Genomic DNA, 21727 nt, shown 5'->3' on the forward strand with positions numbered 1-21727 from the left:
GTCAGTGCACCTCGAAGGTGGTGCCGATGCCCATGCCGGTGATCCATTCGGGTACCGGCTCATAGCTGGTCCAGACGAGCGGGCGGTCCACGGCCGCCATCCCGGCGAGCCAGGTGCGGATCTCGTGGCCGCCGCTGCCGGCGTGCTCCTCCAGCCCCTTGTCGCCCAGGGCGGTGATCGCGTCGAGGTCCAGGGCGCCGAGCCGTTCCAGGAACCAGTGGTCCCAGTCGCTGTTGACCCGGGCGTCCGGGTGGCCGCCCATGGCCAGCACCCGGGGTTCGCGGGCGGCGGCGAAGGCGCGGGTGTCCTTGCGCCCGTGGATGACCGAGGCACGCCGGTCCGGGGCGACGGTCGCGTCGCGGGGGTCGTTGGAGGGCAGCCAGTGCGACAGGCCGCCGCTGGCGACGAGCAGGACCCGTCCGGAGAAGGCGGCGCCGCGGATCGCCGCGCCGAGGGCCCGTCCCAGGTCCACGCAGCGCCGAAGGCTCGGCAGCGGCGGGGCCGCGGTGTTGACGACGATCGGCACGAGCGGGATGCCGGTCCCGGCGCCCACCATCTCGTAGCTCTGCACCACACCGTGGTCGACGGTGAGCGCGTAGGAGAGCGACAGGTCGAAGCCCGCCTCGGCGAGCCCGTCCCGGATCGCCCAGGCCAGCGCCGCCGCGACCGGCAGCGGGCCGGAGCGGCTGGCGAAGTCGCCGAAGCCCTCGGCCTGTTCGACGCCCAGCACGAACGGGGGCATCGCGTCGTAGAAGTTGGCGTGGAAGTGGTCGGGGCCGAGGACGACCAGCGCGTCCGGAGCCAGCCGGGCGACGGCCTCGGCCACCCGGGCGGCGTCGGCGAGGAAACGGCCGCCGGGCTGGGCGGGGCCGGTCGGCGGCAGCATCGTCGCGAACGGGGAGTGGGACATGCCGACCAGGCCGATGATCTCGCTCATGGCGCCTCCCCGTCCTCTGCCGTGTCGTCCTCGCCGAGCAGGAAGGCGCGGTGCACGCGCAGGAACTCCTCGGGCTTCTCCCACTGCGGCCAGTGGCCCGCGTCCGTGATCACGTGCAGTCGCGCGGAGGGCAGCCAGTCCCGCAGCAGTTCGGCCTCGTCGAGGCCGCCGGTGGGGTCGTGGTCGGTCCACAGCAGCAGGGTCGGCGCGGTGATCCTGCCGACCCAGGACGGGTCCCAGGCGAAGTCCTTGCGGATCTCGGGGTCCTGCAGCACCAGGGTGTTGGTGATGGCCTGCAGGAACCCGGGGCGGCTGTAGACCGCGCGGCGCAGGTTCACCAGCTCGTCGGTGACCATCTCGGTGTGGTGGAACAGGAATGCGACGCGCCGCCGCACCGTCGCATCGTCGGGGTTCCGGACGGCGGCCAGCGTGCTCTCGCGCAGCCGCAGCATCACCTCGGGCTTGTTGGCGATGTTCCCGGGGGTGTTGAGCACCAGTCGGCGCACCCGGTCGGGGTGGTGGGCGGCGGTCCAGGCGGCGACCCAGCCGCCGAGCGATTCGCCGGAGAGGTGGGCGGCCCCGATACCGAGGGCGTCCAGCAGGCCCAGCAGGTGGTCGGAGAGCACATCGACGGTGTACGGGCGGTCCGGCAGGTCGGACCAGCCGTGGCCGACCATGTCGTAGGCGGTGACCCGGAAGTGCTCGGCCAGCCCGGCGAGGTCGCGGGCGTAGGCCTCCAGGTGGCCGCCGGTGCCGTGCAGCAGGACCAGGTCGGGGCCCGAACGGCCGGCCCGCAGCACCCGGGTGCGCACCCCGGCGACGTCGAGGTGGCGCAGTTCGTGGTCGGTGTCGGCGAGTTCGCCCCAGATGCCGATGTGTGCGGGCAGGTCGTTCATGTCCGGTCCTCCTCGAATGCCGCGCGGGCCTCGCGGACGGTGACCTGGCCCGCGCTCTGCCGCCGGCCGAGGCCCAGCAGGCCGAGCAGCCGGGAGTTCTCGATGGTCAGGAACTCGACCGGGGCGTCGGCGCTGTCGTTGTAGTGCCGGTGCCAGGTCCACGGCGGGGTGTAGACGAAGTCGCCGGTGGACCAACTGGCGCTCTCGTCCTCGATCTCGCTGTGGCCCCGGCCGGAGATGACGTAGTGGACCGTCTCGTGGTGGTGCCGGTGCAGGTCGGAGCTCTGGCCCGGCGGGATGGACTGCCGGAAGATCTCGAAGGTGGCGGTCGGCAGCAGCCCGGCGATGGACAGGTCCGTCGGGTTGGGCACCTGTCCGGCCGGGAGCGGTGCGAGTTCGTCGGCGTGCACCACCAGCGGCCGTGCGGTGCCCGGCCGGACCGTGTCGCTGAGCGAGCCGAGGAAGCCGGCCATGCTGAAATCGGGTCCCTGAGGGGCAGTCATCAGACCGTCTCCGTTCTTCCGCCGTCGACCGTGAGCACGGTTCCGTTGACATAACTGGCTTCCGCGGAGGCCAGGAAGGCCACCGCCGCGCCGATCTCCTGCGGAGCCGCGGCCCGTCCGGCCGGGATGCCGGCGGCGTCCTCGGCGTCGACCTCACCGACGCCGGTTCCGGTGCTGCGGGCGCGGGCCTCCAGGATCTGCCGGCGCCGCTCGGTCGCGGTGGCTCCCGGCGCCACACAGTTGACGGTCACACCCTGCCCGGCGAACTCGCGGGCCAGCAGTTTCGCTGCGGCGGTCGCTGCCGAGCGCAGCACCACGGAGAGGGCGAGGTCGGGCTGCGGCTGGCGGACGGCGGTGGAGGTGATGAACACCACCCGCCCGAAGCCGCGCGCGGCCATCCGCGGCAGAGCGGCCCGGGCCAGCGCCAACGGGCCGAGCAGCAGCAGGTCGAGCCCGTCGTGCCACTGCTTGTCGTCGACCTCCAGGACGCGTCCGGGCAGCGGGCCCGCGGCGTTGAGCACCAGGATGTCGAGGCTTCCGTGCCGGGCCTCGACCCCGTCGACCGCGGCCGCCGCGGCGGCGGGCTCGCCCATGTCGCCGACCAGCGCCTCTACCGTGCCGCCGAAGCCTGTCGAACCGAGGTCCGCCCCGGCGGAACCCGTCCGCAGTCGGGCCGCCGCGCCGGCCAGGGCGTCCTGGCGGCGCCCGGTGATGACGACCCGGTGCCCGGCCCGCAGCAGCCGCTCGGCGCTCGCGTATCCGATGCCGGAACCGCCGCCGCCGACCAGGGCGGTGCGGGTGGGGGAGCTGGTGGGATTGATGGCGGTCTCCTGATCTCCGGATTCGCGGTGTGCTGGGCAGGTGCGTCGGACAGGCGGGCCGGGCTCCGGGACGGTGTGCTGGATACCGGTACCGAGGGGGTTTAGTCTGACCCCATGAATCGCCGGAGCCAACGATGAGTCCCGCTCAGTGGGACACGACCTCGGATCAGGCCGGCGGCCTGGAACGGGCGGCGGCGATCCTCGGCGCCTTCGACCCGGCACACCGCGAACTGACCCTCGCCGCCCTGGTCGCGCGGTGCGGGCTGCCGCGCTCGACCACCCACCGCACCGCCGAGCGGATGATCCGGGTGGGCTGGCTGGACAAGCCGAAGGACCGCTACCGGATCGGCAACCGGCTGTTCGAGATCTCCAGCCTGGCCCCCATCCGGCACGAACTGCGCGAGGCGGTGCTGCCGTTCCTGCAGGACCTGCACACCGCGGCGAAGACAACCGTCCAACTCGGCGTGCTGGACGGGGCGCAGATCCTGGTGGTGGAGAAGATCACCGGGCACCGACCGATGCCGATGCTCTCGCAGCCCGGCGGCACCATCCCCGCGTACTGCTCGGCGCTGGGCCGGGCCATCCTCGCCTACAGCGACACCGGGACGATCGACGCGGTCCTGGACGGGCCCCTGGCGCCCAGGACGCCACGCACGCTGACCAGCAAGGTGGCGATCGTGCGGGAGCTGACCGCGATCCCGCCGCGCGGCTGGGCGATCGACCGCGAGGAGGGCAACATCGGGGTGAGCTGCGTCGCGGCCCCGATCTTCGGCCCGCTCGGCGAGATCGCGGCGGCGCTGTCGGTCACCGGGCCCAGCCAGCTGGTCCGGGCCGACCGGATCGGGCCGGCCGTGCGGCTGGCCGCTGCCGCCGCCTCCCGGGCCTACACCACCCGGCGCTGAGGCCGGCGCCGGCCGGCTGTCCCAGTGAGCGGGACGGTTGATTGCCCTTCCCCGGCCCGGCCGCCGAGACTGTCGGCACCGACCCGCCGACCACCCGCCGGCGCGGCAAGGCGAAGGAGACAATGGTGACTCTGAGCGACGGCTGTACGGTGCCCTCGTCTGCTGCCGGGGCGACTGCTTCGAAGGGCCGCAGCCGTCGGCCGGAGCCGGGGAGGCAGCGGTGAAGATCGCGATCATCGGCGCCGGCGTCGCCGGTCTGACCAGCGCGAAGGTGCTCACCCAGGCCGGCCACCAGGTACGGGTCTACGACAAGGCACCCGATGTCGGCGGTGTCTGGAGCCGCACCCGCCGCTATCCCGGCGTCACCACGCAGAGCCCGAAGGCGCAGTACTCCCTCTCGGACTTCCCGATGCCCGCGCACTACCCCGAATGGCCCGACGGCGCGCAGATCCAGGCGTACTTCGCCGCCTACGCCGAGCACTTCGGCCTGGACCGGGTGCTGCGCCTGGGCACCGAGGTGACCGCCGCCCGCCCGGACGGGTCCGGGGGATGGCTGGTCGAGTCCCGGCCGACCGGCACGGACGCGGGCACGGGCACGAGCACCGGCACGGGCACGGCGGAGGCGGAGACCTTCGACCGCCTGGTGGTGGCCAACGGGATCTTCTGCGAACCCGCCGTCCCGGCGTATCCGGGCCTGGACGAGTTCACCGCCGCCGGGGGCCGGCTCTGCGCCGGGACGGAGTTCCACGAGGTCGAGGACGCACGCGACCGCCGGGTCCTGGTCGTCGGCTACGGCAAGTCGGCCTGCGACGTGGCCGTCGCCATCGGCCAGGTCGCCGCGAGCACCGATGTGATTGCCCGTCAGATGCTGTGGAAGGTCCCCCGTAAGATCAACGGGATCGTCAACTTCAAGCTGCTGCTGCTCACCCGGTTGGGCGAGGCCCTGTTCCGCTATCTGCGGCCGGGCGGGGTGGAGAGGTTCCTGCACGGGCCCGGCAAGGGGCTGCGCGGCAAGATGATCAACTCGATCGGCACGGTGTCGATCCGGCAGTTCGGCCTCGACAAGCTCGGCCTGGTGCCCGAGGGACAGATGGAGGACATCGTCCGCGGCGCCATCGGGCTGGCCACCGAGGGCTTCTTCGAGGGCGTCGCCGACGGCACCCTCACCGTGCACCGCGACCGCACCGTCGTCCGCCTGTTCGCCGCGGACGGTCGGCCGTCCGCGGAGCTGAGCGACGGCAGCACCCTGCCTGCCGACCTGGTCGTCTGCGCCACCGGCTTCACCCAGGAGGTGCCGTTCCTGCCGGAGGAAGTGCGCGAGCGGGTGACGGACGAGCGCGGCAACTACCTGCTGTACCGGCAGATCCGCCCGGTCGACGTGCCCGGCCTGTACTTCAACGGCTACAACTCCTCCTTCTTCAGCCCGTTGAACGCCGAGATGGCGGCCGTCTGGATCGCGGGCGACCTGGGCGGACTGGTCCCGCTGCCCGCGCCGGAGGCCATGCGGGAGGCGGTGGTGGAACAACTGGCCTTCATGGACGAGGCCCTGGACCGGCACCACAGCCGCGGCGCGAAGATCATCCCGTACTCGCTGCACAACGCCGACGAAGTGCTCGGCGACCTGGGCCTGAACATCAGCACCCCGGTCCGCGCCTGGCACTGGCTCGGCCCGGTCAACCCGGCGGCCTACCGGCGGGTCACCCCCGAACTGCTCAAGCGCCTCCGCGCGCAGCAGGCAGCAGTGCCGCCGAAGCCGGACCACGCGCCGCTCACGCCCACCCGGGCGGCCCGGTAGTAGGGGCTGACCTGGCTCAACCCCGGCCCCGGCTCAATCCCGGCCCCGGCGCAGGCGGTGGACGAGCGCGGGGGTGAGCAGCAGCAGGGTCGCGGTCTCGGCCAGGATGCTGATCAGTGACTGCGGGGAGGGCTCCAGGCCGCGTTCGGTGAAGCCGAAGACACCGACGGTGCGGGAGGCGGCGAATCCGGCCAGGGCCCCGGCCGCCGCGCCCGCGGCGGCGAACCGCATCAGCGCGGGGGCGCCGAGCAGCAGCAGGGCGGCGAGTGCGAACGACGCGGCGGCCTGGAGCAGGAACAGCACGCCCACGATGTGAATGAAGTGGTAGCCGGTGACATAGAGCTGGGCGTGGATGTATCCGCTGACGGCCAGGGTGGCAGCGACGGCCGCGCGCAGCGCCAGGTCGATCGGGGTCCTGCGGTTCATACCAGCCTCTGGTCGGTCAGGGCCAGGGCGGCGGTGCCCTGGCGGTAGGTGACGGTGCGGATGCCGAGGGCGGACTTGAGCCGCCCTGCGGGCAGGGTCTGCGGGGTGGGCGCGGGGCCGTGGCCGGGGGCGGGGAGCGGGTAGGCGGTGGTGGTGGCCGAGTGGAAGGTGATGTTGCCCTCGGTCTTGCTGAACAGCTGGTGCACATGGCCGTTGAGGCAGGTGACCGAGCTGAAGCGCTTGAACAGGGCCAGCACCTGGAGCGCGTCGTCGGTGCTCCAGCCCCACTGCGGGTACATGGCGAACAGGGGGATGTGGCTGAAGAGCACGATCGGGGTGTCGGAGTTCAGGCCGGCGACGTCGTTGCGGACGAAGTCGATCTGGTCCTGGCCCAGGTGGCCGAGCTTCTCCAGGCTCAGGGTGTTGACCAGGGCGATGAAGTGCACGCCGTGGGTGTCGAAGGAGTACCAGCCGTCGCCGGTGGTGCCGGCGCCGAACCGCTGCCGGTAGGCCTTCCCGGCGTCGCCGACCGAGTCGTGCTCGCCCGGGACGGTGAACACCCGTCCGGCCCGTACCCCGCCGAGCATCTGCTGGACCTGGTCGAACTGGGCCGGGGTGGACAGGTGGGTCAGGTCGCCGGTGTGCATGACGAAGTCCGGGCGGAACCCCAGGGTGTTGATCTGGTCCAGGGCCTCGGAGAAGGAGCCGGTCACATCGGTGTTGGCGGGGCCCTGGAAGCCGATGTGGCTGTCGGAGACCTGCACGAACCGCAGAGCGTTGGCGTCGGCCGTGGCGGACGCGGCGGCGGCGCCGTCCCGGTCGTGGGCGATGTGGCTGACCACCTCGCCCCCGGCCACGGTCAGGACCACGGCGGAGCCGAACCAACCGGCGTGCCGCAGCAGTTGACGCCGGCTCATCCCGTGCTCCGAGGCGGCTTCCGACTGGGTGGTCTCGGGCAGGGGGCTTTCGTCGCGGGAGTCGCTCACTTGGTCACCGTCACGGTCGCGGTCATGAAGGGGTGGATGGTGCACAGGTACGCGTAGGTGCCCGGGGTGGTGAACCGGTAGGAGTAGCTCTGGCCGGTGGCCAGCGCCGGGGAGTTCAGCGGCCCGCCGGAACCCTGGCTGGTGACGGTGTGGGCGTCGCCGTCCTGGTTGGTCCAGGTGACGGTGGTGCCCGCCTTGACGACCAGTGCGGCGGGGGCGAAGGCGAAGCCCTTGATGGCCACGGTGTCGCCGTTCACCGGCACGGCCGCAGCGGCGGAGCCGCCGGGTGCGGACGCGCCCATGCTCATGCCCGGCATGGCCGAGCCGGTCGCCAGCGGGCCGGTGGCGGTGGAGCCGGGAGTCCCGGCCAGCGACTGCCCGGCGCCCGGGGAGAGCGCGGTGCTCGCCGCCGCGGGGTGGGAGGGGCTGCCGCAGGCCGCCAGCAGCACGCTCGTACTCAGCGCCGCCAGGCCCAGCGAGGCGAGGCGGAGCAGGTGCGGTCGTCGTTGGTGCGCACGCAGGTTCATGGGTCTCGTTTCTGACGGTCCGAGCGGGACGGCACCGGAGCTGGGCCCGGTGCGTCTCACGCAACTCACCAAGGGATAGGCCGGCGGTTACACGGCCCGCACGGTCGGGGCAGCGGTGTAACCCGGAGTGCTATCTCCCTCTGACTGGACCGGGCCTGCGCGCTGGGCAGACATGGGGCAGAAAGGGGCGCTCTACGATGAACCATGACCGAGTGGGTGCGGGCGCGGAGGCCCGCGCCAGGGAGGCGTGCGGTGTCCGCTGCCCTTCCCGATGAGAACCCGGGCCGCGCGTCGGACGCACCGGGGGCGTCGGAGCGGTCGCGCGACCGCAAGCCCCCGACCGTCCTGCCGACGGCCGCCTACGCGGACTGGGACGCGATCTACGCCGACAACGTCGGGCGGATCTACCGGCTGATGTTCGCCAAGGTCGGCAACCGCCCCGACGCGGAGGACCTGACCTCCCAGGTCTTCCTGGACGCGATGGGGCCGTTGCGGGCGACCGCGAGCATCGGGGAGGTCCGCTCCTACCTCCTGGCGACCGCCCGCACCGTCCTCGCCCGGCACTGGCGCAACACCCTGGGCCACCAGGTCACCGAGATCGACGTGGACCAGGTCGACCTGGAGGAGCCACCCGGGCCCGCGCACAGCCAGGACCCGGGCCGGACCCCGCGACGGGTCGGTGCGATCCTGTCCGGGCTGTCCGAACGGCACCGCATGATCCTCACGCTGCGGTTCCTGCGCGGCTACTCCCTCAAGGAGACAGCCGCCGAACTCGGGGTGACCCTCGCCAACGCCAAAGTGATCCAGCACCGCGCCCTGCGCAAAGCGGCAGGACTCGACCAGGAAGGGGAAGCGTCATGAAGCGCCCGATCGACCGCTATGTGGACAGCCTGCTGCGCCGACGCCGCCCCAGGCCCTTCGCTCCCACCGAGGAGGACCTGGCCGTGGCCCGCACCGCCATCGCCCTGGCGGCAGCCGGACCCGAGGCCCAGCACCCGCGTGAGGCCTTCGTCGAGGACCTGCGCCGACGCCTCGCCGCCCGGTCGGCCGAGGAGGCCCGGTCGGCCGAGGAGATTGGGGCCGCCGCCCCGCCGTCCCGCCCGCGCTCCGTGACGACCCGTTGGACCATGGGGCGCCGCCGGTTCCTCGCCGCCACCGCGGTGACCGCCTCGGCCGCCGCCGGCGCCGCCGGTTACGCGCTGAGCCAGCAGGCACCGGCCGTCCCGGCCGAGGCCGAACTCACCCCGACCCGAGGTGCCTGGCAGGCCGTGGCCGCCGTCGGCGATCTGCCCGAGGGAGCGGTGCTGCCGTTCGACCTCGGCACGGTCACCGGGTTCGTGCGGCGGGTGTCGGGACGGGTGCAGGCGGTGTCGGGCATCTGCACCCACCAGGGGTGCCGGCTGCAGCTGACCGCGCCTCAGGACCGGCTGGCCTGCCCCTGCCACGGGGCGACCTTCGCGCTGAACGGAGAACCCCTCACCCATCCGCACAGCAGCCACGCACTGGCGGCCCTGCCGCGGCTGCCCGTGCGCGTCCAGGCGGACAGCGTCCAGATCTATGCCCCCGTCCGCGCCGCGGAGGGCGACGCCGAGGGTGACGAGGGCGCCTGAGGTCGGTCCGGCCGCGGAGCGGTAAGCAAGGGGGACCGGGGTAGTGGCCCGGCGACGGACCGCCAACCACTCCTAGGGAATCGCCATGTTCTCCTCGCTCTCGCGTCGTCGGCTCAAGCGCAGCGCCCGCAGTGTCTTCGGCTGGGAGCGGTTGCGCCCGGAGCAGCTGAAGGCGATGGAGGCGGTCATGCGCCGCCGCGACACCCTGGTGGTCATGCCCACCGGCGCCGGAAAGTCGGCGGTCTACCAGGTGCCGGGGCTGCTGCTGAACGGTCCCACGGTGGTGGTGTCGCCGCTGATCGCGCTGCAACGCGATCAGGTGCAGGGCTTGTTGCGCCGCAAGGACGCCGGGGCCGCGGCGGTGAACTCCACCCAGAGCGTCGGGCAGAACGAGGCGGTGTGGGACCGGATCCGGGCCGGCGACATCGACTTCCTCTTCCTGGCCCCTGAGCAGCTGGCCAAGGACGAGGTGGTGGAGCAGCTCGCCGCCGCCCGCCCCGCGCTGTTCGTGGTGGACGAGGCCCAGTGCGTGTCCTCCTGGGGGCACGACTTCCGCCCCGACTACCTGCGGCTGTCCGGGGTGATCGAACGGGTGGGACGGCCGCCGGTCCTGGCGCTCACGGCCAGCGCGTCGGCGCCGGTCCGGGCCGACATCGTGGAGCAGTTGGGCATGCGGGAGGTCGTGCAGATCGTCACCGGCTTCGACCGGCCCAACATCCACCTGGAGGTGGTGCCGTTCCGGGACGACGCGGCCAAGCGCCGGGCGGTGCTGGAACGGGCCGCGGCCGAGGCGAAGCCGGGTCTGCTGTATGCGGCCACCCGGCGTGAGGCCGAGCAGTACGCGCGGGAACTGGCCGAGCTGGGGCTGGACGCGGCGGCCTACCACGCCGGACTTGCGGTGGCGGAACGGGCCGAGGTCCACGACCGGTTCCTGCAGGGCGAGTTGGACGTGGTCGTGGCGACGTCCGCGTTCGGAATGGGCGTCGACAAACCCGATGTGCGGTTTGTGCTGCACGCCTCGGTGCCCGGCTCGTTGGACGCCTACTACCAGGAGATCGGCCGGGCCGGGCGGGACGGGCAGCCGGCCCGGGCGATTCTGGCCTACCGGCCGCAGGACCTGGGCCTGCAGCGCTTCTTCGCCGCCGGACGCCCCGACCCGGACACCATCGTCCAGGTGGCCGAGGCCCTCGGCGCCCACGACGCCCCCGTCTCCGCGAGCGAACTGCGCGAGGAGGCCGGGCTCACCGCGAGCCGGCTGACGGCCGTCGTCAACCTGCTCGAACAGGTCGACGCCGTGCGCACCACCGAGGACGGCGAACTCCAGGCGGTGGGCGACACCAGCTCGGCGGACGCCGCCGAACAGGCGGTCCGGCTCGGCGACGCCCACCAGCAGCTGGAGCGCTCCCGGGTGGACATGATGCGCGGCTACGCGGAGACCACCGGCTGCCGACGCCGGTTCCTGCTCGGCTACTTCGGCCAGGCCCAGCCGCAGGCCTGCGGGGCCTGCGACCGGTGTGACGCGGTCGAGTTCGCCGACGTCCCCGGTGGCGGCCACGACCGTGGCCTGCTCGACGGCACCGGGACCAGCACCGGGACCGGCACCGGGACCGGCGCTGCCGCGCGGTCCGCCGCGGGGAAGGCTCCGGAGCACCCCTTCGCCCCCGGCGTGCGGGTGCGCCACCAGCACTGGGGCGAAGGGGCCGTGATGAGCGAGGAGGACGGCCGGCTCACGATCCTGTTCGAGACCGTCGGCTACCGGACCCTCTCACTCGCCGTGGTCCGGGCGAACGACCTGCTCGTCCCGGCGTCGGCGCCCTGAGAGCAAGTCCTATACCGCGGGCAGTGGTTGAACGGTCAGGTGGTAGTCCTGCCGGATCCGGGCGTCCTGGTCCAGCAGCAGGAAGACCCGGGCCGCCCAGGCCACGTCGCCGACCTGCGGGCCCTTGGCGTGGATCAGCTGGATGGTGAGGATGACGACGTCGTCATGGACGCTGACCCGGTCGTCGTTGCTGACACGGTAGTCGCCGGAGGCGACGAACAGCCCGTGCGCCTCCGCGACGCGGTCCACCAGGCCGGTGCGGCCTCGGAACTGGGTGCCTTCGACGAACTCGACGCCGTCCGCGGCCCACAGCTCGGCGACGGCCTGCTCGCGGGCGGTGGCGTCCGACTCGTTCCAGACGGCGGTGTAGCGCTGCACGATCCGGCGCACGTCGGTGGTGACGGTCTGCGGCATGCTGGGTCAACTCCCTTGTCCTGTCGTGGTGATGGTTCGACCGGGATCCGGCCGTGGGTACCAGGCTCCGGGCAGCCCCGGCGGGAGGGTCAAGGGGGACCGGGCCGCTGGACTCTCCCCCCGGGGGAGGGACGAGAATCGCGGGGTGACGAGCTACCTGTCGATCGGCGTCTTCTCCCGGGCCACCCATATGTCCGTGAAGACCCTGCGCCACTACCACGAGATCGCCTTGCTGGAACCGGCCGAGGTCGACCCCGGGACCGGGTACCGGCGCTACTCGGCCGAGCAGATCCCCACAGCACAGGTGGTGCGCCGCTTCCGGGATCTGGGGATGCCGCTGGAGGAGATCAGGAGCGTCCTGGCCGCCGGGAACATCGAGGACCGAACCCGGCGCATCAGCGCGCACCTCAGCCGACTGGAAGCGGAACTGGGCCGCACCCGGCGCGCGGTTGCGGAACTTCGGGACCTGCTGACACCGCCCGCGTCCGGAGCAGCGGCCGGGATCCAGCTGCGCGGCATCCCCGCGGTGCAGGCCGCGGCGGTCAGCGCGACCGTGGGTGTGGAGGAGGTGGGAGCCTGGTTCCAGGGCGCGCTGGGCGAGTTGTTCGCGACGGTGGCGAGCCAGGGCCTGCGCGAGACCGGCGTCGCCGGAGGCGTGTACGCGGACGAGTTGTTCACCCTGCACCGGGGGCGGGCCACCGTCTTCCTGCCCTGCGACGGCCCCGTCCGGGCGGTCGGCCGGGTCGAGCCGCTGCTCGTCCCGGCGGCGGAGGTCGCCGTGATCGAGCACTGCGGACCGCCCTCCCAGGTCGACCGCGCCTACGGGGCGCTGGCCGCCCACGTCTCCCGCCACGCCCTCGCCGTCGACGGTCCGATGCGGGAGTACTACCTGGTCAACCAGCGGCAGACGCCGGACAGCACGCAGTGGCGAACCGAGGTCTGCTGGCCGGTCTTCCGCACGGCTGCCGCTGGCGCTGGTGCCGCCGCTGCCGGCTAGGGACGTGCGTCGGTCCAGTCGGTCTCGAAGTACCTGACGTGTTCGTCTTCTCCGGTCGGCCGCATGCCGACTGCCAGCATGACGTGCTGGGAGGCGATGTTGTCGTGGTCGGCGTCGCCTTTCACGCTGGTGACGCCACGTTCCCGCGCGAACAGCAGCAGCCCGCGGAGGGCCTCGGACGCGTATCCCTTGCCCTGCGCCGACGGGACGAGGCCGTAGCCGATCGTGACGCTGCCGTTCTCGTCCGCGGGTCCGTGGAAGCTCAGGCTGCCGATGACCTGACCGTCCTCGCGGCGATAGATCTCGTAGTGGCCGAACGGCCGGGGATCACCGGTGCTCGCGCAGGTGCCCAGGAAGCGCCTGGCAGCGGACAGGTCCCCGTCGGTGGGGTATCCGGGCGCCCACCGGTCACCGCCGTCGGTTGCGCCCGCCACCATGTCCTCGGCCTCGCCGACCGTCATCGGACGAAGCACCAGCCGCGCTGTCTCAAGATCACCCATAGCAGGCAGGACTATCACGCAGGACGACCGAACCGCACATGGATTAGCCGACCGGCCGGTACCCGCCTCGTCTCCGCGGGGTATCCGCAGGGCAACCGCAGGAATCGATCACGGCCCGGAGCCGTCGGCGACACTCGGGTTGGTCGTGTCGAAGTAGACCGCGTCCGAGCTCGGATCGAGGTAGAACGTGCCGGGGTCACCGCGCCGAGCCCGAGCACCGTCCGGCGTCCGAGCCCCGCCATGCCGCCAACAAGCCCTCCCCTGGGCTCTCGCACTGGGCTGATGGCAGCGGTCGGGCTCACCGAGCCCATCTAGGCGGGCAGATCGGCCTCGGCCAGGTCGCGGAGTGCGGTGTAGGCGTTCTGGATGAAGGTGTCGTTGCAGGCCGGCGTGGTGTTGGCGAGGGCGGCGAGGCCGGTACGGGTCTGTGGGCAGAAACCGATGAAGGCGGTGAAGCCGCGAGTGCCGCCGGAGTGGAAGAAGAGGTCCCGTCCGGGGGCGGTGCGGAGGCTCCAGACCAGGCAGGTCCGGTCTCCGGTGCGGGGTAGCACCAGACGCGGGCGCTGGACGTCGGCCAGCGCCTCCGCGAGCGGCACGCTGCCGCCGGCGACGGCGGTGGGGTCGAGGAGGGCCAGCAAGTAGCGCAGCAGGTCGCCCGCGGTGGAGCGCAGCGCTCCCGCGCCGGGCAGTGCCGGGATGGACCACGGCGGCCGGGCCCGACCGTGCCAGTATCCGGTGGCCTGCGCGCGGCCCGGGTCGCAGGTGGTGCCGGTCAGCGCGAGCGGTTCCAGGACGCGGGCCGTGAGCAGTTCGGCGTACTCGGCCCCCGCGGCCCCGGCCAGCAGGCGGCCCAGCAGGCCCACCCCGAGGTTGGAGTAGTGCACCCGGCTCCCGGGGCGGGCCCGGACCGTGGTGGACGCCAGGGAGTCGAGCAACTGCCGCTCGCCGTAGGCCCCGTAGGGGTTGCTGGACCAGGACCGTACGGCGGTGCGCAGCATGCCGCGCGGCAGCCGGGGGAGTCCTGAGGTGTGCGTGGCCAGGTGCAGCAGGGTGATCGGTTCACCGCTGCGGTGCACGGGCGCGGTGCCGGGCGGGAGGTGGCGGGCGATCGGGTCGTTCAGACCGACCTCGCCCCGGGCCACGGCCTCGGCCAGGAGCAGCGCGGTGAAGGTCTTGGTGACGGAGCCGACCTCGAACCGGGTGTCCGGGTCCACCGGCCGTCCGCCGGTGCGGTCGGTGCTGCCCTCGCACAGCAGCGCCTGCTCACCGCCGCGCACCCCCGCGAGCGCCACGGCGGTGGCGCCCGGGGCGTTGCCCAGCAGCGGGGCGAGGCGGTCGGTGAGGTCGCCGGGGTGGGGGGCCGCGCCGCGGTGGGAGGTCACGCCGCAGTGGGAGGTCATGCTGCGGACCAGCTGCCGCCCAGGGCGCGGGAGAGGGTGAGCGTGCTGGCGACGACGGCGACGACCGCGGTGTGCTCATGGTCCTTGAAGGCCTGCCGGGGGTCCTCCGTCACCGGCTCCGCGTCCCTGGGCAGCAGCCCGCTGGGGTGCTGGACCTGGGCGAGCCGGTCCCAGATCCGCGGGTCGCAGACCGGTTCGGGCAGGCAGGCGTCGACGATCAGCAGTTCGCCCAGCAGGTCCCACTGCGCGACCTCCTGCCAGACGTCCGCCCACACCGGCAGCCAGGTCTGCAGGTAGGCGGCCAGCGGTTCGGGCAGGCCGTCGGGACGGGCGGCCCAGTCGGTCAGGTGGAACACGGTGTGGGTCATGTTGTAGCCGGTCATCCAGTCGATCATCCAGGGCTCGGGGGACGCCCCGAGCCAGGTGTCGGCGGCCAGCGCGGCCCAGTCCCCGGTGTGGCCGGAGCCGATGACCCGATGGGCGTTGGCGACACCCAGACGCCGGTTGGGCATCATCTCGACCGCGCGGGTCGAGACCAGGCCGCCCAGGTGCTCGGCGATCCGGTCCAGCCCGGGATGCCGGTGGCCACCCCTGACGAAGTGGGCGTAGGTCTCCACCGGGTCGGTGACCATGGGGTGGCGCAGCTGCCGCTCGAACAGGAAGTCCCCGTGGCGCAGCTGCGCCCAGGCCTGGTCCAGCAGGTCCCGTGACGTCCGCAGTTCGGCCGGGCCGCCGACGCCTTCGCGCAGGACCAGGGAGGTGGCCAGGGCCGTCTCCCCCAGGGGCTTGTAGGCGTTGTCGGGGTCGGCGAAGTCCACGGTGGTGTCGGGCAGCGCGCCGAAGTGCGCGCTGTCCCGCAGCCAGGACAGCGCCTGCGTCCCGATCCGCTGCGCGGTGCCCAGGACGGCGCCGTTCACAGCCCCGCCCCCTGAGCCAGCCGCTCGCCGATCCGCAGGTCGAGGGCGGTGCGGGCGCTGGGACCGCCGAACAGCCGGATGTGCCGCAGCACGGGGGCCAGCTCGACTGGCGAAGCCGTCCCGCGGGAGTGGCCCAGGGCGAGCCAGCGCGCGGTCCGGGCCGCGGTGCGGTAGTCGCGGCGCAGCATCGAGCGCACGGTGGCACGGGCCAGGGCCCGGGCATGGCGCTGTGCGGCCTCGTGCACGGGGCTCTCCAGCCCCGGCAGGGCCAGCGGCGAGACTTGTGCCATCCACCCGGACCATTCCTGCCAGTGGAAGTCGTCCTCGGGGACCGGGTGTCGCTCCGGCATCGGCGCGGCAGCATCGGACACGAGTACGGACGCGGATGCGCAGCGGGCCAGGAACTCGGCCGCTGCCCAGTCGCGCCAGGCCACGGCGGACGCGGGCGAGGCGGGCGAGGCGGGCGACGCGGCGGCCGGCTCGTCGGCCCCGGCGTCGGCCCCGGCCCCGGCGTCGCGGTCGCGGTCGGCCCGGCCGGGCTCGGGCGGGGGGAAGAGCTGGAATGCCTGGGCCAGGGCCACGGCTTCCTCCAGTTCGGCGCGCAGCGGGGCCCCGGCCAGCTGGTACGGGGCGAAGAGGTCCGCGCCGATCACGCGGGCCGCTGCCAGGTCGGGTTTCGAGGCTCCCAGCGGGTCGGGCCGCGGCGCGTCCGTGCCCTCGACCGCATCCAGCACGGCGAGGGCACGGACCGCCATCCGCTCGGCGGCCTGGGAAATCTCTTCCTCAGGGGTGGCGTCGTAGACGGACATCGGCGATTCAGACTCCGATCCCGACGGGCGCGGTCAGTGCCACGCGGTCGGTCACCGGCCCTTCGGCGGCTTCGGCGACAGCAGCAGGCCCAGCAGCAGCAGGCCCCCGCCGATGTCCTCCGGCGCGTAGAGCGGGGCGTCGCTGACCGGCGCCTCCGTCTCCACCATCAGCGCCGTCATCGCGCTGTGCTCCGCCGGGGTCACGCACGTTCCCTCGACGGGGTGGATCGTTTCCTGAGTAAGCATCATGCCTCCTCGAACAACAGACTCACCGCCAGTACCGACGGTGTTCCCACAGCTACCGATAATAGAACGAGTACGAACGATCTGCATCAGGTGCAGCCCGATCCCCGGCCGACGGGCGTGTTTCCCGCCACGGCAGGAGCAGGGCGCTGGTCATGCACAGCACACCGGCGACCAGCAGCGCGCCGCGGACGCCCACCGCGGAGGCGAGGAGGCCGCCGACGACCATGAAGATCGCCTGGGAGGTCTTCGAGCCCACGGACCAGGCGGTTGCCACGCGGGACATGAACGCGTCCGGGGTGGCCTCCATGCGGTAGGTGGCGAAGGACGGGTTGAAGACGCCGGCTGCCAGGAGCAGGCCGAAATCCACGGCCACGATGGTGGACACGCCCGCCGCGCCGGTGGGCGCCAGCGGCAGCAGGACGATCCAGGGGGCGCGGGCGACCCCGGACAGCAGCAGGACCCGGCGCAGTCCGTAACGTCGGGTCAGCGGCGGGGTCAGGCGTGATCCGAGTACGCCGCCCAGACACGGCAGGCCCAGGGCGAGCCCGTACTGCCAGGGCGTGAGGCCGAGGTCGCGCAGCATCAGGACGGCCATCAGCGGTGAGGTCATCATGACGGAACCGCCGAAGAGCATGGCGTTGCAGAACAGCGGGCGCAGTCCCGGATGCCGCGCGAGGTACTGCCAGCCGGCGGCGATGTCGCGGCCCAGGTGGGGTGCGGCGGCGGGTGCGGGCGGTGCGGGTTCGGGCTTCCGGATGCGACGGACGGCAAGGGCGGAGCCGAGGAAGGAAGCGGCGTCGACGGCCATCGTGGCGGTGGACCCCAGCAGGCCGACCAGCAGCCCGCCGACAGGTGGTCCGGCGCTGATGCTGACCCAGTTGGTGGTCTCGAAAAGGCTGTTGGCGCGAATGCGGTGCTCGGGCAGGACGAGCGCCTTGAGGTGCGCGCCGCCTGCCGCGTTGAAGGCGATGGACGCCGCGGTCTGCAGGAGGCCGACGGCGCACAGTTGGGGGAAGGTGAGGGCACCCAGGGCCGCCGCGAGCGGGACGCTCGCCAGGACGGCGCAGCGGGTCAGATCGGTGGCGATCATCACGGGCCGCTTGTACTGGTGCTCGATGCGGACGCCGAGCGGCAGGGCGATCACCGCGCTGGCGACGGCCGACATGGCCGCGAGTAGGGAGACCTGGAACGCCGAGGAGTGCAGCACCAGAAGGGCGACCAGCGGCAGCGCTCCCATGCCGACGGCGCTGCCCGCGGCGCTCACCGTGTAGGCGCCCCACAGGCGCCGGAAGTCCGGTCCGAGCGTGCCCTGTGGTGGCAATGGGGGCTCCCTGGGTGGGTCATCCGGTGGATGATGGGAATCCACCTGGGAGAGTTCGGAGACGAGCGACTGTGACGATACGACGTCCGAGTTCTTTGTGGTTGCGTTCCCGGAGGCCGGTGCCGGAGGCGGGCAGTCGGTTGGTGTGCTTTCCGCATGCCGGGGGGCCGGCTGGGTACTATCTGTCGCTGCTGGCGCCGTTGTCGCCGGGGGTGGAGGTGTCGGCGGTCCAGTATCCGGGGCGTCAGGACCGGTTGGGGGAGCGGCCGGTGGAGGATCTGCACTGGCTCGCGGATCTGATCGCCGCGGAGCTCGACGGCGTCGCGGACCGTCCTTGTGCGTTCTTCGGACACAGTTACGGGGCCGTCGTGGCCTATGAGGTGGCCTTGCGGCTGGCGGGGTCGTCCGGTCCCGGGTCCGGGCCTGCGGCTCTCTACGTGTCCGGCAGCGTTGCTCCCTCCCGGCCCCGGCCGCTCGCCTCGCTGCCGAACGGGGACGCCGCGCTGCTCGCGGAGCTGCGGGAGCTCAGTGGGACCGAGTCGGCGGTGTTGGAGGACCCGGAGCTGATGGAACTGCTGCTGCCCGCGCTGCGCGCCGACTATCACGCCCGGCGCGGCTACCTCCCCAGGCCCGGCCCCGTGCTGGACATTCCGATTTCCGCGCTGGTGGGGGACGGCGATCCCAAGGTCACCGTCGCCGAGGCCGACGCCTGGCGCGAGCACACCACGGCCGGCTTCGACCTCACGGTGTTCCCCGGCGGCCACTTCTACCTGGTTGAACAACAGCCGGACCTGCTAAGGCTGTTGGCGGTTCGGCAGGCCTCCCTGGTCTCCACGCGGCAGGCCGGCTGACCGCCCAGGGAGGCATGCCCAGGTCAGCACCTTTTGCGGCGGTTCTCCTGCGGACGCCGGTTTGTATTGGATACTCTGGGTAGACGAACCAGTGCAGTCCGTTGATCACTGCCTCGGCCTGGCGGGGGCTTGCCAGGTGGTGACCTCCGGTGAAGACTGTGAAATGGTTCGTGGTCGTGGGGGTTCGATTTGTCGTGTCTGCATTGCCTGTTGGGGAGATTCTGCGCGCCGGTGGCGCCGGAGATTACTGGGGGATTGTTGGGTCGGGCCAGTTCCTATGATTCGTACAATGCTGACCGGATGCTGATGACAAAAGCGTTGTGACCTGGCCTTAAGTTGTCATGATCTTGCCAAGGCATGCCCCTGTCTGTTTCTCGAGGAGAAAAGTGACCAGCAAGCAGCTCAAGGGCCCGGTGGTTCTGTTAGAGGACATGCCCGACCGCTGGCAGCGCTTACGCCAGGCGGGTCCGGTGCGCTACGAGGAGAGCCAGGGCGTATGGCAGGTCCTGGACTACGCGAACGTCGCCGCCGTGCTCGCCGATCCGGCCACCTACTCCTCCGACCTCTCCTCCCTGGCACCCACGCAGGAGGACTTCGAGACCTTCCGGCAGGGAAACTTCGTCGGCATGGACCCGCCGGAGCACCGCAGGCTCCGCGCGCTGGTGAGCCAGGCGTTCACCCCGCGGGTGGTGCAGGGGCTGGCTCCGCGGATCGAGGCCCTGTGCGCCCAACTGCTGGACGCCGTCGCGGACCGCGACCGGTTCGACCTGGTCGACGCGTTGGCCTATCCGCTGCCCATCATCGTCATTGCCGAACTGCTCGGCGTGCCGCCCGAGGAGCACCGGCTGTTCCAGGAGTGGGCGAGCGTCCTGTTCGGCGGTGACCTGCTCGGCGAGTCCCCCGACATGGCCGACCTGGAACGAGCGCTGGAGGCCATCGCCCCCACCATCCGTGAGATGAACGGCTATGTGCTGGGGCACATCCGCAACCGGCGCGCCCATCCGGGGGACGACCTCACCAGTCAGCTGATCGCCGCCGAGGTGGACGGGGTCCGCCTGGAGGACCAGCAGATCGTCGGATTCGTGGCCCTGCTGCTGGTCGCCGGCCATGTCACCACCACCGCGCTGCTGGGCAACGCCGTGGTGACCTTCGACCGGTACAGCGGCACGGACGCCGCGCTGCGCGCCGACCCCGACCGGCTCCCGCTCGCGATCGAGGAGGTGCTGCGCTGGCTGCCCCCCTTCCCGGAGCTGGGGCGCCGGGTCACCCGACCGGTGGTCCTGGGTGGTCATGAACTCCCGGCCGACACCTTGGTGATGGTCCATCTCGGCGCCGCCAACCGGGATCCGGCGCGCTTCGAGGCGCCCGAGGTCTTCGATGTGACCCGCCATCCCAACCCGCATCTGACCTTCGGCCACGGCATCCACTTCTGTTTCGGCGCGCCGCTGGCCCGGTTGGAGGCCCGGATCGCCCTGCGGATGCTGCAGGAACGGTTCCGTAGCGTGGCGGTCCCCTCCTACGAGGACGTCACCTACCAGAATCCGGCCGCGATCGTCGCCGTGCGGCAGCTGCCCGTCGAGGTCGTCAGGCCGTAGTCGGCGTCCTGGCCGTAGTCGTCTTCGTCGTCACTCAACGGGAGTCGCTTCCTCATGCCTTACCCCACTCACGCCTCGGTCGCCGAGCGTACGCCGTCGGGCTTACGCCAGGTACGCCATGAACTGCAGCACCGGCTGGAGACCCTGGCACGCCTGCACCGGGTGCCCGGCGCCCAACTCGTCCTGGACACCGGCTCGGAGGTCGTCGCGCTGCACACCGGCGTGGCCGACGTCGCCACCGGGGCCCCGTTCACCGCGGACACCGCCGTCCCGCTGGGGTCGCTCACCAAGCCCTACACGGCGGCGCTGGTGCTGCTGCTCGCCGACGACGGGGACCTCGACCCGGACGAGCCTGTCGCGCGCATCCTCCCCGAGTTACGGGGCCTGCCGGAGGTGACGGTCCGCCAGTTGCTGAGCCACACCGGCGGGTTGCCCACCGGTCCCGACTCCGACACCGCCGCGAGGACGACCGCGGCGCACTACCTGTCCTCCGTCTGCACCGCCCGGGACGCGCTGTTCCCGCCGGGAACCGACTTCTCGTACTCCAACGCCGGCTATGTCGCCGCCGGTCGGCTGGTGGCGGAGGTGACCGGGATGAGCTGGCACGAGGCGGTGCAGGCCCTGCTGCTCGAAGCCCTCGGCACCGTGCCCGCGTTCCTCGGCGCGGGCGCCCCGCCCCGCCAGGTCGCCGCCGGGCACGCGCTCAATACCGCGACCGGGCGGGTGCGTCCGGTCCGGCAGAACCTGGCGCCGCTGGAGGCACCGGCCGGAGCCCTGCTGGCGAGCGCCGCGGACCTGTGCGCGCTGGGCAGGGCCCTGGTCGGCAGAAGCGCGGTCCTGCCGTCCGCCGTCGCGGCGGAGATGCGCCGCCCGGAACGGGCCGCCGGTCCCAACGCGCTGGCGGACGGGTGGGGGCCGGGACTCGCCCTCTACCGGCAGGACGACCGGCAGGACGACCGACTGTGGTGCGGCCACGACGGCAACGCCCAGGGCACCTCCTGCCATCTGCGGGCCGACCCCGCCAGCGGCGTGGTGGTCGCCTTCACGGGCAACGCCGGGGCCGCCACCGCGCTGTGGCGCGACCTGGCCGAGGACCTGGCCCGCACCGCCGGGGTGCGGGTGCCGACCGCGACCGCGGCGGGGTACCGGGGCGAGCCGGTGCCCCTGCCGGAGTGCGCGGGCGACTACGTCAACGGCAGTACCCAGTACCGCGTCGCGCTGGAGCGGGACGGCTCGCCGACGCTGTCCGTGGACGGCGATGTGCCGATACCGCTGCTCTGCTACCCCGACCTGTCGTGCGACCTGGTCGACACGGACACCGGACGCCGTGAGTCCGGCGGGCGCTTCCACCGCGACCGGGCCACCGGTGTGGTCGACCGGGTGCAGATATCCGGGCGCACAGCACGCCGCAGCTGTCCCGCCTGATCCCGCCGGGCCCGTCGCGCCCCCCGCCGC

23 protein-coding genes are annotated in these 21727 nt (G+C 72.6%); 9 read left to right on the top strand and 14 right to left on the bottom strand.

All coding sequences use genetic code 11. From position 1 onward, the window contains the following. Position 1 precedes the first annotated feature (1 nt). From ACEZDG_RS21680 to ACEZDG_RS21695, 4 genes are read right to left on the bottom strand one after another with little or no spacing between them, the layout of a single operon-like run. Positions 2 to 937 carry a DODA-type extradiol aromatic ring-opening family dioxygenase gene (locus tag ACEZDG_RS21680; RefSeq protein WP_380512103.1) on the bottom strand — a complete coding sequence of 312 codons (936 nt, stop codon included), beginning with the start codon at positions 935 to 937 and terminating at the stop codon, positions 2 to 4. Next, positions 934 to 1833 (bottom strand): alpha/beta fold hydrolase, encoded by a 900-nt coding sequence (locus ACEZDG_RS21685; RefSeq protein WP_380512105.1) that lies wholly within the window; start codon positions 1831 to 1833, stop codon positions 934 to 936. The genes ACEZDG_RS21680 and ACEZDG_RS21685 overlap by 4 nt, the downstream gene beginning before the upstream one ends. After that, positions 1830 to 2336: a cupin domain-containing protein gene (locus ACEZDG_RS21690; RefSeq protein ID WP_380512107.1), complete on the bottom strand. Its 507-nt coding sequence runs from the start codon at positions 2334 to 2336 to the stop codon at positions 1830 to 1832. Before ACEZDG_RS21690 ends, ACEZDG_RS21685 begins: the two co-directional genes overlap by 4 nt. After that, complete coding sequence (locus ACEZDG_RS21695) at positions 2336 to 3289, bottom strand: SDR family oxidoreductase (protein WP_380512109.1); 954 nt, start codon at positions 3287 to 3289, stop codon at positions 2336 to 2338. Before ACEZDG_RS21695 ends, ACEZDG_RS21690 begins: the two co-directional genes overlap by 1 nt. 2 nt (positions 3290 to 3291) lie before the next feature. Here ACEZDG_RS21695 and ACEZDG_RS21700 point away from each other — a divergent pair, with 2 nt between their 5' ends. Next, a complete protein-coding gene (locus ACEZDG_RS21700) occupies positions 3292 to 4059 on the top strand; it encodes an IclR family transcriptional regulator (RefSeq protein WP_380512111.1) in 768 nt (255 codons plus the stop codon). A gap of 220 nt (positions 4060 to 4279) precedes the next feature. Then, a complete protein-coding gene (locus ACEZDG_RS21705) occupies positions 4280 to 5854 on the top strand; it encodes a flavin-containing monooxygenase (RefSeq protein WP_380512113.1) in 1575 nt (524 codons plus the stop codon). A 33-nt stretch (positions 5855 to 5887) separates the two neighbouring features. On the opposite strand, the gene ACEZDG_RS21710 is transcribed toward ACEZDG_RS21705, so the two are convergent. The 3 genes from ACEZDG_RS21710 to ACEZDG_RS21720 are packed head-to-tail and all read right to left on the bottom strand — an operon-like array spanning position 5888 to position 7793. Continuing rightward, positions 5888 to 6280, bottom strand: a complete 393-nt coding sequence (locus tag ACEZDG_RS21710; protein WP_380512115.1) for a hypothetical protein — start codon at positions 6278 to 6280, stop codon at positions 5888 to 5890. Continuing rightward, positions 6277 to 7266, bottom strand: a complete 990-nt coding sequence (locus tag ACEZDG_RS21715; RefSeq protein ID WP_380512116.1) for a metallophosphoesterase family protein — start codon at positions 7264 to 7266, stop codon at positions 6277 to 6279. The genes ACEZDG_RS21710 and ACEZDG_RS21715 overlap by 4 nt, the downstream gene beginning before the upstream one ends. Continuing rightward, complete coding sequence (locus ACEZDG_RS21720; RefSeq protein ID WP_380512118.1) at positions 7263 to 7793, bottom strand: cupredoxin domain-containing protein; 531 nt, start codon at positions 7791 to 7793, stop codon at positions 7263 to 7265. The genes ACEZDG_RS21715 and ACEZDG_RS21720 overlap by 4 nt, the downstream gene beginning before the upstream one ends. 252 nt (positions 7794 to 8045) lie before the next feature. Here ACEZDG_RS21720 and ACEZDG_RS21725 point away from each other — a divergent pair, with 252 nt between their 5' ends. The 3 genes from ACEZDG_RS21725 to ACEZDG_RS21735 all read left to right on the top strand — a co-directional run bounded on the left by ACEZDG_RS21725 (position 8046) and on the right by ACEZDG_RS21735 (position 11222). Further along, positions 8046 to 8654 (top strand): RNA polymerase sigma factor, encoded by a 609-nt coding sequence (locus ACEZDG_RS21725; protein WP_380512120.1) that lies wholly within the window; start codon positions 8046 to 8048, stop codon positions 8652 to 8654. Continuing rightward, positions 8651 to 9403: a Rieske (2Fe-2S) protein gene (locus ACEZDG_RS21730; protein ID WP_380512122.1), complete on the top strand. Its 753-nt coding sequence runs from the start codon at positions 8651 to 8653 to the stop codon at positions 9401 to 9403. Before ACEZDG_RS21725 ends, ACEZDG_RS21730 begins: the two co-directional genes overlap by 4 nt. A gap of 85 nt (positions 9404 to 9488) precedes the next feature. Next, a complete protein-coding gene (locus ACEZDG_RS21735) occupies positions 9489 to 11222 on the top strand; it encodes a RecQ family ATP-dependent DNA helicase (RefSeq protein ID WP_380512123.1) in 1734 nt (577 codons plus the stop codon). Between the two features lie 9 nt (positions 11223 to 11231). Here ACEZDG_RS21735 and ACEZDG_RS21740 read toward each other — a convergent pair whose 3' ends face one another. Further along, complete coding sequence (locus ACEZDG_RS21740; RefSeq protein WP_380512125.1) at positions 11232 to 11636, bottom strand: hypothetical protein; 405 nt, start codon at positions 11634 to 11636, stop codon at positions 11232 to 11234. 145 nt (positions 11637 to 11781) lie between these two features. On the opposite strand from ACEZDG_RS21740, the gene ACEZDG_RS21745 reads away from it, so the two are divergent. Further along, entirely contained in the window at positions 11782 to 12633 is an 852-nt protein-coding gene (locus tag ACEZDG_RS21745) for a MerR family transcriptional regulator (RefSeq protein ID WP_380512127.1), read from the top strand. Here the strand turns inward: ACEZDG_RS21745 and ACEZDG_RS21750 are convergent. The 6 genes from ACEZDG_RS21750 to ACEZDG_RS21775 form a co-directional block, all read right to left on the bottom strand. Continuing rightward, a complete protein-coding gene (locus ACEZDG_RS21750) occupies positions 12630 to 13133 on the bottom strand; it encodes a GNAT family N-acetyltransferase (RefSeq protein ID WP_380512129.1) in 504 nt (167 codons plus the stop codon). The genes ACEZDG_RS21745 and ACEZDG_RS21750 overlap by 4 nt on opposite strands. A gap of 311 nt (positions 13134 to 13444) precedes the next feature. Further along, positions 13445 to 14515, bottom strand: a complete 1071-nt coding sequence (locus ACEZDG_RS21755) for a serine hydrolase domain-containing protein (protein WP_380512130.1) — start codon at positions 14513 to 14515, stop codon at positions 13445 to 13447. 14 nt (positions 14516 to 14529) lie between these two features. After that, entirely contained in the window at positions 14530 to 15450 is a 921-nt protein-coding gene (locus ACEZDG_RS21760; protein WP_380512132.1) for a DUF6895 family protein, read from the bottom strand. Beyond that, on the bottom strand, positions 15447 to 16259 hold the full coding sequence (locus ACEZDG_RS21765) for a hypothetical protein (RefSeq protein WP_380512134.1): 813 nt from the start codon (positions 16257 to 16259) through the stop codon (positions 15447 to 15449). The genes ACEZDG_RS21760 and ACEZDG_RS21765 overlap by 4 nt, the downstream gene beginning before the upstream one ends. Before the next feature lie 51 nt (positions 16260 to 16310). Further along, positions 16311 to 16463: a hypothetical protein gene (locus tag ACEZDG_RS21770; protein WP_380512136.1), complete on the bottom strand. Its 153-nt coding sequence runs from the start codon at positions 16461 to 16463 to the stop codon at positions 16311 to 16313. Positions 16464 to 16557: 94 nt separating this feature from the next. Then, positions 16558 to 17826, bottom strand: coding sequence for an MFS transporter (locus ACEZDG_RS21775; RefSeq protein WP_380512138.1), 1269 nt, complete (start codon positions 17824 to 17826; stop codon positions 16558 to 16560). On the opposite strand from ACEZDG_RS21775, the gene ACEZDG_RS21780 reads away from it, so the two are divergent. The 3 genes from ACEZDG_RS21780 (at position 17826) to ACEZDG_RS21790 (ending at position 21697) form a co-directional block, all read left to right on the top strand. Then, positions 17826 to 18677 carry a thioesterase II family protein gene (locus ACEZDG_RS21780; RefSeq protein WP_380512140.1) on the top strand — a complete coding sequence of 284 codons (852 nt, stop codon included), beginning with the start codon at positions 17826 to 17828 and terminating at the stop codon, positions 18675 to 18677. The two genes, ACEZDG_RS21775 and ACEZDG_RS21780, sit on opposite strands and share 1 nt — an antisense overlap. A 386-nt stretch (positions 18678 to 19063) precedes the next feature. Next, complete coding sequence (locus ACEZDG_RS21785; RefSeq protein ID WP_380512142.1) at positions 19064 to 20272, top strand: cytochrome P450; 1209 nt, start codon at positions 19064 to 19066, stop codon at positions 20270 to 20272. 54 nt (positions 20273 to 20326) lie between these two features. Continuing rightward, the gene (locus ACEZDG_RS21790; RefSeq protein WP_380512144.1) at positions 20327 to 21697 is read left to right on the top strand and encodes a serine hydrolase domain-containing protein; all 1371 of its coding nucleotides are present in this window, start codon (positions 20327 to 20329) and stop codon (positions 21695 to 21697) included. Positions 21698 to 21727: the final 30 nt, after the last annotated feature.

Source organism: Streptacidiphilus alkalitolerans (genome assembly GCF_042511045.1).
GTDB classification, from domain to species: domain Bacteria; phylum Actinomycetota; class Actinomycetes; order Streptomycetales; family Streptomycetaceae; genus Streptacidiphilus; species Streptacidiphilus alkalitolerans.